This is a genomic window from Sporomusa sp., assembly GCF_035561255.1.
GTDB lineage: Bacteria > Bacillota > Negativicutes > Sporomusales > Sporomusaceae > Sporomusa.
In genome coordinates this window covers 1-13,652 of the sequence record NZ_DATMXX010000344.1, presented here as the reverse complement: position 1 = coordinate 13,652, position 13,652 = coordinate 1, and the positions used below count along the sequence as shown (strand labels likewise).

The following is a 13,652-nucleotide window of genomic DNA, read 5'->3' as shown; positions in this document are numbered from 1 at the left end:
CAATGCCGCTGAAACCGAGGTCATCATCATTACCCTGGCTGAAGCCACACCGGTCTATGAAGCGCTGCGCCTGGAAGAAGACTTGAAACGGGCGGGCATTGCCACCAAATGGTGGGTCATCAACGCTTCCCTGTATCACACCAAAACAACCAACCGCCTGCTGGCGGCCAAGGCCAGCAATGAGATTGAATGGATCAACAAGGTTGATCAGCACGCCCAGGGCCATTTTGCCGTCATCGCCTGGAGCGCCGCCGACATCAAGGCTGATCAACTGCTAACTCTATAAACCAGCAAACCGCTTTTGCCGGGAGCTATCCCCACCGTTTACGGCGAAACCCGGTCTGGGCACTCTTGTCCCAGACACCGGCACCTGCGGCAAGCAGACTTATCACCACACAGCCAAAGCCGGAATAACCTCCCGGCTTTGGCTGTTATCGTACTTAGTCGCGGCTCGGCGTGCGGCCAGCCTCGCAATATTAGTCTCACGCCCAGAACCAAAGATGACTATTGGGGAAAAACGCGGATGGCGGCCTCGCCACTTACCGGACAGGCATTTTCACAGGAACCGCATCCCACACACTTGTCTATCAGAACCGTAGGCCGGTGATGTTCATCGGCTTCGATTGCCAGGACCGGACATTGTTCACCGCATATATAGCATAATTTACCCTCATTCCAGGCTATACAACGAGGCTTATCAATAACCGCCTGGCCCATCCGGACTTTTTCCAGAGGCACCTTGGCAATCGCTCCGGTCGGACATACCTCCTGGCATACCAGGCATAAATCGCAACGGTTTTTACGCGGGATGATATAAGGTGTTTCAAAATTCGCTATGCCGTCTGTGATAAGCAGCGGGCGCAACGCTTTGCTGGGACACACCTGAATACACCTCCCACAACGATTGCAAACGGCAGTAAAGTCTGTTTCCGGGAGAGCTCCGGGCGGACGTAAAACTTTTTCCGCCGCCCAAACGGTCTTTTTCCATAACGCGGCAGCCATGGCAACGGCAAAAGCAACTTTGAAGAATTGTCTTCGCGACGGTTGATGCTTTGTCGCTGCACTGTCATCGGCAGGAGCAAGCTGACTGTTTTTACCGTTCGAAGAACTCCGTTGCCAGTTGATTGCTTCTGTGGGACAAACCCGGTGACAGTCCCCGCAGGCTAAGCACCCTTCTTGCGCAACACCAGTATCTGCCGGCGCCGCGCCGACAGAACAGGTTCTCGTACATTTCTCACAATGTACACAGTTTCCCGCAATCCGGTAGCGGAACAGCCGCAGCCGGGCTGCCAATGACAGCAGCACTCCTGTTGGACATAGTACACTGCACCAGAGACGGGAAAAAAGCAGGGTACCGGCCGTAATCCCAATGAGTGTCCAGGGCATATACCCCTGCAATCCCCTCACAATCTCATGGCTAAACAGCGCAAATGGGGTTAAGAAGAAGACCCAGTTTGATCCCAGAACAAAGACACTCACTAAGAAGATCAACCAATAATACCGTATTGGCTGTACGGCGTACAGTACTTTGGTTCTGGTTAGTGACATGCTTTTAAGGAATGCCCTGCCAATTTTATCGATCAACGTCAAGAAAGCGCCAAAAGGGCACAGCCAACCACAAAATACCCGCCCCCACAGCAAGGTTGCCGTCAAGGTCAATAGCGGCAGCCACACCCAGTAGGGAACCGCCTGCTGCCAACGGAGCTGACTCAGCAAAAGCCAGGGATCAAGTCGGGAAAACCACTGTAATAATGAATTTTCCGGTCCGAGCGGATACGATAAGCTGGCAATAAGCAGCACAAAAGAAACTAACGAGATCAATTGCACCAGATATTGCCCCCAAAGTGCCATCTTTGATTTCATTACCTCACACCTTCACAACTGTAAGCTTTTGCAAATCCATCTCGCCCACTCCCAATTGCGCAGCTGCGGACACATACCCGATTTCCGCCGGTTTAAGACCAAATAACGTTGTTCCATAAGCGTCAACGGCTACCGGATCAACACCAAAAACCACTTGGTTCCATTCACGAATGGGGCCCGGTCCGACAGGGCCATTATCGGTAATACCTCTTGTAGCGTCCAATATGGTAAGGTGAGGTTTACGGAACGCAGCAAGTTCAGCAATTCCTTGGATAAGGTCTGTCCTGTGGAAGTAGCCTCGGTCCCATACCAACCCCATCATGTTTTTCATCCCCAGAGTCAGCTTAGTAATTCCATGATGCTTGAGTATGGGAAAGTTAATAAATACGTCGGCTTCTAACACATCCTTGGAAAACAAGGTAGTTTTCAAGATTTTACCCCCGATATCAACCTGCGTATAGAAATTTTGCGCATTAATGGCAAAAGCTCTTCCACCCGCAGCCTCTACTGCCGCCTTTATTCCACTGTTGGCGAGACATACGGGTGGGCTGCTAAACGGATAATCAATCACTTTGACCTCCTTAGCCCCTGCAGCCAAACATTGCTTCACCACAGCAGCAACTAAGCGCGGATTGGTCGTTGCTGCTTCTTCCGGTTTTCTGGGAACACTGAAGTTCGGCTTAATTACCACTGTCGCCCCGCTCCGGACCAATGCACTAATTCCCCCAAGAGCGGTAAAGCCTTTTTCGATTAGCAAGTTTGGCTCCGTTCCCTCTGCTATAACAAGTTTGCCACGATCGTACCCGCTTACCGCCGCCGACGACGTTTGATTGCTTTTCGTATCACCACTCTTTTCGGAAAACGGCAAGCCACACCCTGCCAATCCTAGCGATAATAATCCATAACCAACCCCACTGATAAATTGACGCCTGTCCATTTCAATCATTCTCCTTTCTATAATTGACTTCTTACCTTTTACAAGCCATCTAAACAACGATAATGCAGTCAATACCCAGCAGATAAAAGGGCTGTGGCAATACACTTTTTAATCGTTCCTGCTCTGCCGGGATAACTCTGCAATGCGTGCCCAGTTCGCATTAATGGCGGACGCGATTTTCTTTTTCCCCTTGATGTCTAAATGCAGTCCGTCAACCGCTAGCTGCGCAGGAAGAAGTCCATTGGGAAATTCCATTTCCCGCGCCACATCGATATGGTCCTGGGTGCGGATGAAATCATTGACTAATTTAGTTTGATCTTGCCAATCCGGCGCTGTAGGTTCGTTGAACACTTTTTTAATATTGTCCGGATTAATAGGCGGCAACGTCAAAAATACAGGCAGGATATTGTTAGCGAGACATTTTTCTTTTAGCACCTTCAAATCCATTATGACGCTATCGGCCTTTACTCCTCCCCGCAGACTGTTTGTACCGGCTAAAATCAGCAGGTACTGAGGCTGGAAAGGCAAAACATCCTGTTCAAACCTCTCAACCATTGTTTGACTGGTATCGCCGCTTCTGCCAAGATTTATGGTGGGAAAATCCAGGTAATGCTGATAGCTGTACTCCCAGTCCGCCGGCGAATAGGAAACACTACCGCCGCCGTGCGTAATGCTGTCGCCGAATGTCGCCACAGTCACTGGCTTGGCAGGATTCACATTATATTTTCCAGCATCCGAATACACCCCCACCGGGTTTCCAGCCTTGTCCAGTCCTCTTACTCGCCAATAAAAGGGGTTCTCAGAAATTCTGGAACTTTCATCATAGTAGTCAAACCCCCTAACAATCGCTGTATCAATCCTGTGGATGGACGGAGCAACCCCGTTAGGGTTTTCCGGAAGATCGTTCAGTATTTCAACCTCATATTTTTCCGCTCCGGCTATGGGAATCCAGGCATATACCGGATACAGCAACGTACTGCCTGCACTTTGGTTGAAAACTGCAGTGGGGACAGGTTTTTGCAGAGGATCTTTCTGCCGGTCAATATATACCAGCTCAGCATCGGAGAAAACACCTATCGGATTACCGTCAATATTCAGTCCCCGAACACGCCAATAAAAGACCTCCCCCAAGAGGCCTGTGGATACATCGGCATTAAATCCGTTGACGTAGACTTGTTTCGTGGTAAAGAAGCGGTTTTTGGATAACGTCGTGCCATTGGGATTTTCCGGCGGTTCTGTTAACAACTCGATTTCATACACTACCGCCCCTTTGACCTTGGTCCAGATCAGAACCGGCTTTACAGAAGCGGGAGCCTGCCGGGAAAAATGAACCCTAGGAACTGGCTTGTCCGTCTGTGAAGCTGCCTGATTTACAACCCGCCCCGGTGCCTGTTCCCGCTTGCTGCCAATCCCTATTCCCGTTGCGGTATTCCCGAAAATGAAACTGCCTGCCAAAATAAGCATGGCAAAACTCAGCGAAAAAATGATTACAAAATTACTTTTATGTAACACCCTGCTCACAGGCGCCCCTCCTTATCACTATAATAAAGCGCGGTTAGCGCAAACAACTTGTCTATTCACGCCAAGCACCCAGTCACGTTACCAGCCGATAGTCAATATATTAACTGCTGAACATAAAACTATCATTAGCCTGAGATTAGAATTAGATTAAAAACTAGCTCTCTTAAACACAGGACATAAGGCAAGTAACACCTTACTCCTATACCAAAGACCTGGAAGCTACGTGCGACCAGGCCTTTGTATCAGCTATGCTGCTCAATCGAATGGGTAAAATTTTGGACGACTCTGCCATACCGGTACCGGTCATCAAAAATGGCACTTACATGGTCGGCGTTTGGAAACGTATAGATTTGGCGGGGCCCTTTGGTGGCGTTATAGAGTTCCAGCGACATGTCGGCTGGAACAAGCTTATCGGCTTCGCCGTGAATGTAAAGAATCGGGGTTGTCACATTGCGCACTGCCCGGACCGGTGATGCCTGATAAAAAGTAAAACGGGAATTGAGATAGGCGATAACATTTGCGTATTGCAGTAAAAGCTTCGGCAGTACCATTCCCGGCAGGTGCAGCCGCTGCTTCATTTGCAGCATCAGCAATGTTTCAAAATCAGAGTAGGAACTATCGGCAATATAAAAAGCTACCCGCTTATTGGCTTCATTGAGCTCGGCGTGCATGAGAGCAGTTGCCGCGCCCATAGATATTCCATGAACACCAATCGTACCCTCAGGAAAACGTTGCTGAACCCAGTCCACCCACCGATCCAGATCATATTTCTCATAGTTGCCCCAGGTGACCGAGTTACCGCCGCTTTCCCCGTGGGCCCGCGAGTCGACAAGCAAGATATTAAAGCCGGCATTTAGATAAATATTTAGATAGTTAAGACCGACTAAACGGCTCTCGGTAAAACCGTGTAAAAAAATAAGGGTATTATCCGTGGCTTGGGGATTAATAATGTACGTCCCCTGTAGTGGATAGCCAAAGCGGGATTCAATAACAATATTCTGCCACTGCTTTTCCAGTTTGCCAAATTCCAAAAGTTGCTTCAGTCTTCCCTCCTTTTGCGCATTCAGACGGGAATGTAGGACGCTCGTTTCTTGGTAGATAATGTTCCCCACAAACAGGCCGGCGCCATTTATAAAGAGGATAACGACCAATGTACCAACCAGCAACCAGCGTCGCCAGGTCCTTTTTTTCAGTAGGTGGAATTCTATGTTGGATTGCATGGTATACCTCGCGCAGAATATATTGGCGTATGATCATCCCTTTCGTAAAATTAGACTAAATTGTTTTCTGATAAATTTTAATAGTATTGAAAGTAGTTTAACTTCTGAAGATTACTATTTTATTAGACCAAGATTAAAATCAGATTAGAAATACATACAGGTTCTTCCCAATTAAGCAAAAATGTGTTTTGATATAATTGCACACAATCACACTGGTTAAACGGGGAAGGGTAACGGCAATGACAACAGAAGGAAGAAAAATATTAGTAGTGGAAGACGAGTGGAAAATCGCCCGTTTTCTCCAAATGGAACTGGAACATGAAGGCTTTCAAACCGCCATCGAAACAAACGGCCGCAGGGCTTTCGACCGGATTATGCAGGAAGACTTCGACCTGATCCTTTTGGATCTCATGCTGCCGGAGATGGATGGTGTGGAAGTCTGTCGGCGCGTGCGGGAATTGTCCGAAGTTCCGATTATTATGGTAACTGCCAGGGACGATATCGAAGCGAAAGTAACCGGTCTGGACTCTGGTGCAAATGACTATCTTACCAAACCGTTTGCCATTCCGGAACTGTTTGCCCGCATCCGTGCAGCGTTCCGCAAGACAAACATTGTGCAGCAGCCAACAGATGACAACAGACTTTGTGTAAAAAATCTAAAGTTATTTCCGAACCGCTATGAAGCCCAGGTTGACGGGCAGCCGGTGGAATTAACCAAGAAAGAATATGACCTCCTTGATTATCTGGTACATAATAAAAATCTGGTACTGAATCGAGATCGCATCCTGCAGAAGGTCTGGGGCTATGAATATACGGGAGATACCAATATTGTGGATGTTTACATCCGTTATCTACGTAACAAACTGGATGAGCGGTTTGGACAGAAATACATCTATACAATCCGGGGGGTAGGCTATGTGGTTAAAGATTAAACAACTGGCCATACCGCTATCGATCAAACTGGCCATCCTATATGCGGTCATTCTTTCCTGTATCCTGCTTTTTACCAGTCTAATCACCGTAGCGGGACTGTATTATATGTTATATACACAGGCGGATAATGCCCTCGACCAAAGCATATATAGTGTAACTCACTATCTTGAGGCGGGAAACGCAGTAGATCAGCACCTGCTTAAAAAAAAGCTCCTTCCGACAGGAATCATACTTCGAATCATTGATAATCAGAACAACCTCGTATTTGACAACGCCCCCGCCATTTCTGATACCCTTGATTTTTCGGAAGAACATGCTGATGAGGTAGGCGCGTTCCTGCTCGCCCCGCTCAATAAAAGAACCCAAATCGTCTGTATCGATCATCACTTTTATTACTATGCCAACCAAGTGGTTACCATTGACAACCGTTCTTATCAGCTGCATTTTATGAAACCCATGACGGAGCAGACTCATTTCCTGATGTTTCTGGTCAAAATCCTGCTGGTAACCAATGCACTAGGCCTGCTGATTGCCATCATATCCGGCATATTTATCAGCCGCAGAATTCTCCGCCCCCTTCGTGCCATCATCAATACCGCCAAAGAAATTGAGGTTAACGACCTTGGGAAACGTATTGATATTACGGGTAGTAATGATGAACTGCAAGAACTCGCTAAAACCTTCAACCATATGCTGAATCGGATTCAGACCGGTTTTGAACAACAGCGCCGCTTTGTATCGGACGCATCCCACGAATTGCGCACGCCAATTACAGTCATCAGCGGCTATGCAAACATGCTGGACCGCTGGGGCAAACAAGATCCTGCGGCTTTGGATGAAGGCATTAGCGCCATAAAATCGGAAGCATCCAATATGTACGAACTGATTGAAAAACTGCTCTTTTTAGCAAGAGCCGATCATAGTAAGCAAATCGTTACAAAAATATCTGTGAAAACAGAACCTCTACTCGACGAGATTGCTCAAGAGACTCGCCTGATAGCTCCAGATCATCAAATATTGCTTGTACAAAATGACCCGGCGACCATTGATGCGGATGCTTCCTCCATCAAAGAGATGCTGCGCATCTTTATCGAAAACAGTATTAAATTTACACCAATGGGCAAAACGATAAGCATTGCTTCCCAAAAAACAGGCAGCCATTTGGAAATTACCGTCCAAGACACCGGCATAGGAATACCGGAAGACGAGCAGTCCAATATCTTTGACCGCTTTTATCGGGTTGATAAATCACGGACAAAAGCCACCGGGGGAGGTACAGGTTTAGGCTTATCGATTGCCCACTGGATCGCCGCTCAGCATTCCAGTACCATTCATTTGACCAGCAAACCGGGGGATGGCACCAGGGTTACCGTCAGAATCCCGCTGCAGGATGCAGCAAAAGCCGAGCATGATATAGAATAATAAAGGCGTAAAGACCTGGAGAAATCTCCCGGGTCTTTACGCCTTTAAAAATAACTTTTTCACCATACGATGTATTGCTCTTGACTACATTCTTGTTACTTGTAATATAGTTAAAAGACGGATCTTCTCAGAACTGACCTGGCTGCAATGAATAAGCTCTTGGGCGAAAACGTCATCGTGGGCAGTTGTTCTGCCTCTTTTCCTTTAGTAACAAGCGACAAATCCAACAGTACATATTGTATTAATAAAGAAAAGTTGTCAGGAGTTGACCAAACGCTATATACTAATGCTAAGTTCATTCGATATAAGGTTAGTGAGCCAGAGGTGAAACTAGTGAAGCAAATCTGTTCAACACTTGCTGAAAAAATACAGTTTATTGATATTGAGCATACGCATAGTCATTCATTTGGGCACTTAATCCTGCCATTACAAGGAACGTTACGTTTAAAATCAGGGCAGCGGTCGCTAATTCTGGACTATCACCATGTTCTTTTCCTGCCTTCGGGATGCGAGCACAGCTACTATTCAAAAGATCGAAATGAATTTTTGGTATTTTATATTCCATATACCTTACTTTCTCATAACTGTACTGACGACGAAGTAAAATATTTAGAGTTTGACGACCGCTGGCGCGCACTGCGTTTCCTGATGCTAAACGAGTGCGAGGCGGAAAAAACGAGTACTACAGCAATGAACCAGCTGCTCTATTATTCATTTCAATTAATCCAACAAAATCAGGAGTATCCATCTATTCGCTATCTTCACAACCATTATCATACCAGCATCTCTCTTCAGACATTAGCGGCCTTAGAACATTATCATGCCGGTTATTACAGCCAGTGGTTCCAGAAAAAAATGGGGGTTAGCGTGCAAACCTATCTACAAAACTTAAGACTGCTGGAAGCCAAACGATTGCTCCGGGAAACAAACTACAGTATGCTGGCGATTGCCCAGCAAGTCGGCTACGAACATCAGGCATCATTAACCAGACTGTTCAAACAGTGGGAAGGAATAACGCCCCATGCTTATCGCAATGATTCTATAAACAAGTAAAATATCATCTTAAATACGGTGAAAAAACCTCTTTTTGCCGCGTCTATAATAAAGTAAGGCAGCTGCCTTACTTTATTATTTTGCCATTCGGTAAAAAGAAGGAGAACCCATATGCAAAAACATTATCAACTGTTCCTATTAAGTCTTGCGGTTTTTTTGCTGATGACAGGCGATGGCATGGTACTGGCTTTACTGCCAAAAGTCGTCATTACGCTAACCAACTCCAGCGCATCTGTTTGGCACTTAGCAGCCGCATATGCTTTAGCACAGGTATTGTCACAGCTGCCTGTCGGAATGCTGGCCGACCGATGGGGTTCCAAGCCTTTCATACTGCTGGGGTATATACTAAGCATCATTGCAGGATTATTATTCTACTTCTCAAATAATGTTCATTTGATTCTTTTCGGCAGAGTATTGCAGGGAATTGGCGAGGCACCATTGCTAAGCCTGGCACCGGCTCTATTATCAGTCCGTTATTTTGCCAATAAGGGAAAAGCGATTGGTATATATAATGCTGCTATTTACCTGGGACTGACTTTGGGACCATTTCTTCGAGTCATGCTGTTGAAAGACTGGTCAGATCATCAGGTTTTTTTGCTTTACGCCGTATTTTGCTTCATCAGTGCGCTCATCATTAGCTATAGTATGAAGCCTCACCGGAACAGTCAACGTACAGACGGAGAAATGGTCACTATACGCGGGTGCCTCACGCTAATGAAAGACCCTCATATTGCAGCTGTCCTGTGGGGGATCACGTTATATGGAGCAGGATTCGGTCTGTTTATGACCGTTATTCCCGCCTTTTTGCTTACTGTAAAAGGGTATAGTCAGTCCAGTATTAATATCTTTTTCTCAGTATTTTATGTTGCAATCAGCCTGGCTCAGCTAACAATCGGCTACCTTTCAGATCGGCTGGGGCGGCAATTATTTATGGTCACAGGTATGCTCATCGCAGCTGCAGGTATTGCCGCATCCGTGTATTTTCATTCTTTTGCCCTCACACTGATCTTGTGTTTCTCCAGTTTTGGCTTAGGAGCTTATTACCTCGCTTCTATGGCTTTTTTAAATGAAAAGGTACCGGCAGGATTTAAGGGCGCCATTTCCGGAATTTATTATTTGTTCTGGGGGATCGGCATGTTTTGGGGTCCAATGCTTTTGTCCGGTTACATACAAGACAGCAGCTACCAGAGTGGCTTTCAAATGTTTTCCGCAATACTGATACTACAAGTAATTCTACTGCTAATGACGAGATCCACCACGGCAGGATTTAATAGTTTCAACTAACTCCTCCTTCCGCACCTCCACCGCCTTGTCCTTTTCAAAGGCGGCCGGCCAGGCAGGGCACAGGCATCCTGTTTGTGCCCTGCCTGGATTTTTACGATGACGGCTGGCTTGCACGCCCACCAGGCACGCAGCTTTTTCTCTTAACGGTTCAACTTACTCACAAGCAGGATCAGCCCCAGGATATCCCGGATATTTTGCAGCCGGTCGGCATGCTCTTTGGCCAGGCTACGGCATCCACCGTAGCCAGCCATTCATCAGCCTTCATGCCAGCCGCCCCCGCTCCGGGCGCTGTCCTGACTTAACCGGACCATCCACGTCTCAGGCTTACCAGCCTCAGCGTCAAATCGAAAAGATCCTGGTTGCCTGCCGCCGGCTTGCAGGTATAGTTCCGGGTCACGTAAACGGGGTTGTTAATAATTCAAGCCACCCGCTTTCCCTAAAAAACATTCACTCGCCAGCCACTAAAATACTCAACCTGTCAATCTTGTCTTCTTTGATGCTAAAATGAAAATCAAGCGAGACCGGACTCCCTTCAAAGTTACCGGCAACCAGAGCTGTAAGAACAGTTTCATTGTTATGTTCGACAAGATTGGTAACCGTCAGGGTATCTTGATATTTTTTATTACTGGCTTCAATCCATTTTTGGATCGCGATCGTACCGCGCATCTCTTTTCCTTCATCATGGACAACGGCCTGATCTGCAAAGCAAGCAACAAAGGCAGTACTGTCATAAGCATTTTTTGCCTGAACAAACTTGGCAACCAGCGGCGGTAGTTTCATATTCATAGTATCAACCTACTCCTTCACTATGTTAATCATTTCTGGTAACTCATTCTCTAAATCTCTCGCAAAGTGCCGCCATCAATAACATGTTCACAACCGGTAATATAGGAAGCCCTGTCGGACACTAGGAAAGCAACCAGTTCCGCAACTTCTTCAGGACGGCCCGGCCGATCCAAGGGGATACCCCCAAGAGACTTTACCAGGTCACGCCTGGCACTATCGTAGTCGGTACCGGAATCTTCCGCCAACCGCTGAATCAGTCTCGTGGCTGCCTGTGTTTCGATAAATCCAGGTGAAACCGCATTCACGCGCACCCCATATGGAGCAACCTGATTGGCAAGCCCCTTGCTGTAGTTTGCCAAAGCGGCTTTCGCTGCCGAGTAGGCCATGGTTTCAGTGGCTGGCAAACGCCGTCTGATCGACGTAGTGTGAATAATAACACCGGACTTCTGTTCCATCATTTTCGGCAGTAACGCCCGGTCCAAGCGCACGGCAGAGAATAAGTTAGTGTTAAAAATCTGCTGCCAGTGATCATCATTCATTGCAAGTGCTCCCCCCGTGGGGGCAGAGGAGCCGCCGACATTGTTCACAATAATATCTACTCCCCCCAGGTGTTCCTGTACCCCGCGAACCACCTGATTCACACCGTCAGGTGTACTAATATCGGCCTGAATAAACAAAACGGGGGCTAACGACCCGCTAGGAACAGAACGCGCCGTGGTGATCACTGTCGCCCCAGCAGCGGCAAGGCGTTTTACAATGGCTTCCCCCATACCGCTTGTCCCGCCTGTCACTAGAGCTCTCTTGCCCTTTAGTTCATTTCTGTCAAATGAATTACCTGTTAAATTGCTCATTATATCCTCCTGCCCTAACCTTCTAACTCTTTCCAATGTTAGTATGCATAATTTTTAATATTTACCTATTTTCGTCACAATTTTCTTTAGACTGCGGCAAATTTGAAGCTATTGCCAAGTATTTCTCTCGACCACCTGCTTATGCTTATAGGTATACTTTAGCTAGCCTAGCATATTTTTATCACCTCCTGTTTTTCTTTATTGTACAGCAGGTAATAAGACAACAGCATGTCATATTCAATCACGGTTTTAAATTTGCAACACTTCTTGTATTCGCTGTATGAATGATTTGCGCACATACGACCAAATATAGCTGCCACATCGAACAAATCCTGGTCGGCCGCCGACGGTTTGCCTGTGTAGTTCCGGGTGACATACAGCTGGACTGCCGGAGGTCGTCAACCCTTTTTGCAGCTTAATGGCAATGGTGCTGGTTTGCGGTAGTTTTACTACAGCCATCATTTGTGCCTCCTTTCTCTACAATTTCCGACGCAAAAGGCACACCCCGGGAGAGGTGTGCCTGTCTGCGTCTGGAACGGATGTATGACCCGCGCGGCCTTACAGCCCACGCGGGTCACCACGTTTCGCCCGTCCCAGGAGCGATTATTTCAGTACGGTTGTTGTCAAATTGCTATAAAAACGAAAAAAGGCTTTACGAAAACTTCGTAAAACCCTTGATATACCTATGGCGACCCCGGCAGGATTCGAACCTGCGGCCTTTTGATTCGCAGTTCAAATTTCGCCATCATTTTTCGTTTTCAAAACACCATGAATGGTTGATAATGTTGGATTTTTATCACAGACCGTCACAGAACTTTTTCACCGCGTTGTTGTACGGTATTGCTTGAGCTTCTCTTTGTTTACCTTTGCAACCATTTGGCACTGTGGGGAAACAAATAAGCCCCAACTTTTTCCCAAATCTCCTTCGGAGTAGTTTACACCCACCCTCCCCCTCCAACCTTACTGTATACTCGCGTAACTTGATATATGATTAAAATCTCATAATGGTTCTAAATAATGGTATAGCCTTAATTATTTGAGCTATAACAAAGCAGACTGGAAGAGCAAATATAGCAAGGACTAGAAATTTCAAAATAGCAGGAAGATACCATACTTGTATTGCCTGTGCTATTAACACAAGTATAGGCGCTTGAAAGACATACATAGTAAATGCACTGTTTGATAATCTTTTTAGTATTCCATTTTGCCAATTAACGTTTTGCCTAAACCATGCAACCAGTCCAATGGACATACATATACCAGTAACTGCTTCCCAAAAATTAAATGCCAAGCTCTGCCAATGAAAGCCTCCTTTAAAAGTATCGGAATTTCCTTCTAAAGCTCCCCCAAGGTAAACAATACTTAGCAAGAATACAATTCCCGGGATGATAGCAGTTAGCAAACAGTTTCTCCCAAAACTATAGTCAATATTCACTAACCAATTATTCCTTTGCGCGTAAATACCAAGGGAAAATAAGATAATATATTGCGCAAAATTGCATAACTGCATATTCAAGACAGCGGTATCAAGACGTTGAAACAAACGCACTGCAAATGTACTCACTGTGACTAATAAAATAAGCTTAATTAGTACTTTAAAAGAAAAAGAACTATCCGAATTCTTGGTTTCACCTTGTATTGTTCTAACAAATGCATAGATTATCGAAAAAGACAGCAGTGCCAGTACAAACCACAATGGCCCTGTTCCACCGATAAATTGGTAGTTTAACAAATAACTGATATAGAACTCCCAGAAGAATGATTGTGTCCGAATACTATGCC

The 13,652-nt window shown here is 46.3% G+C and carries 12 protein-coding genes and 1 pseudogene; 5 read left to right on the top strand and 8 right to left on the bottom strand.

Annotated elements, in window-relative coordinates; genetic code table 11:
- Window positions 1-286 (top strand): annotated as a pseudogene (locus VN379_RS19515) (arsenical pump-driving ATPase); the annotation flags it as partial.
- Between the two features lie 218 nt (window positions 287-504).
- Here the strand turns inward: VN379_RS19515 and VN379_RS19510 are convergent.
- The 4 genes from VN379_RS19510 to VN379_RS19495 form a co-directional block, all read right to left on the bottom strand.
- Window positions 505-1,863 (bottom strand): 4Fe-4S binding protein, encoded by a 1,359-nt coding sequence (locus VN379_RS19510; RefSeq protein WP_325536920.1) that lies wholly within the window; start codon window positions 1,861-1,863, stop codon window positions 505-507.
- Between the two features lie 4 nt (window positions 1,864-1,867).
- Window positions 1,868-2,800, bottom strand: coding sequence for a DUF362 domain-containing protein (locus tag VN379_RS19505; protein WP_325536917.1), 933 nt, complete (start codon window positions 2,798-2,800; stop codon window positions 1,868-1,870).
- 108 nt (window positions 2,801-2,908) lie between these two features.
- On the bottom strand, window positions 2,909-4,321 hold the full coding sequence (locus VN379_RS19500; protein ID WP_325536915.1) for an SGNH/GDSL hydrolase family protein: 1,413 nt from the start codon (window positions 4,319-4,321) through the stop codon (window positions 2,909-2,911).
- A 242-nt stretch (window positions 4,322-4,563) separates the two neighbouring features.
- A complete protein-coding gene (locus VN379_RS19495; protein WP_325536912.1) occupies window positions 4,564-5,541 on the bottom strand; it encodes an alpha/beta hydrolase in 978 nt (325 codons plus the stop codon).
- Window positions 5,542-5,780: 239 nt separating this feature from the next.
- Between VN379_RS19495 and VN379_RS19490 the strand changes: the two genes are divergently transcribed.
- From VN379_RS19490 to VN379_RS19475, 4 genes are all read left to right on the top strand, one after another.
- Complete coding sequence (locus tag VN379_RS19490; RefSeq protein WP_325536910.1) at window positions 5,781-6,473, top strand: response regulator transcription factor; 693 nt, start codon at window positions 5,781-5,783, stop codon at window positions 6,471-6,473.
- A complete protein-coding gene (locus VN379_RS19485) occupies window positions 6,457-7,896 on the top strand; it encodes a HAMP domain-containing sensor histidine kinase (RefSeq protein ID WP_325536908.1) in 1,440 nt (479 codons plus the stop codon). Before VN379_RS19490 ends, VN379_RS19485 begins: the two co-directional genes overlap by 17 nt.
- Before the next feature lie 333 nt (window positions 7,897-8,229).
- Window positions 8,230-8,949, top strand: a complete 720-nt coding sequence (locus tag VN379_RS19480; protein WP_325536906.1) for an AraC family transcriptional regulator — start codon at window positions 8,230-8,232, stop codon at window positions 8,947-8,949.
- Window positions 8,950-9,060: 111 nt separating this feature from the next.
- Entirely contained in the window at window positions 9,061-10,233 is a 1,173-nt protein-coding gene (locus tag VN379_RS19475) for an MFS transporter (RefSeq protein ID WP_325536904.1), read from the top strand.
- A gap of 447 nt (window positions 10,234-10,680) precedes the next feature.
- On the opposite strand, the gene VN379_RS19470 is transcribed toward VN379_RS19475, so the two are convergent.
- From VN379_RS19470 to VN379_RS19455, 4 genes are all read right to left on the bottom strand, one after another.
- The gene (locus VN379_RS19470) at window positions 10,681-11,019 is read right to left on the bottom strand and encodes a nuclear transport factor 2 family protein (RefSeq protein ID WP_325536902.1); all 339 of its coding nucleotides are present in this window, start codon (window positions 11,017-11,019) and stop codon (window positions 10,681-10,683) included.
- Between the two features lie 50 nt (window positions 11,020-11,069).
- A complete protein-coding gene (locus tag VN379_RS19465) occupies window positions 11,070-11,870 on the bottom strand; it encodes an SDR family oxidoreductase (protein ID WP_325536900.1) in 801 nt (266 codons plus the stop codon).
- Between the two features lie 249 nt (window positions 11,871-12,119).
- Window positions 12,120-12,332, bottom strand: a complete 213-nt coding sequence (locus VN379_RS19460) for a hypothetical protein (protein WP_325536898.1) — start codon at window positions 12,330-12,332, stop codon at window positions 12,120-12,122.
- A gap of 529 nt (window positions 12,333-12,861) precedes the next feature.
- The coding region (locus VN379_RS19455) for an acyltransferase family protein (RefSeq protein ID WP_325536896.1) at window positions 12,862-13,652 on the bottom strand (791 nt) is incomplete at its 5' end.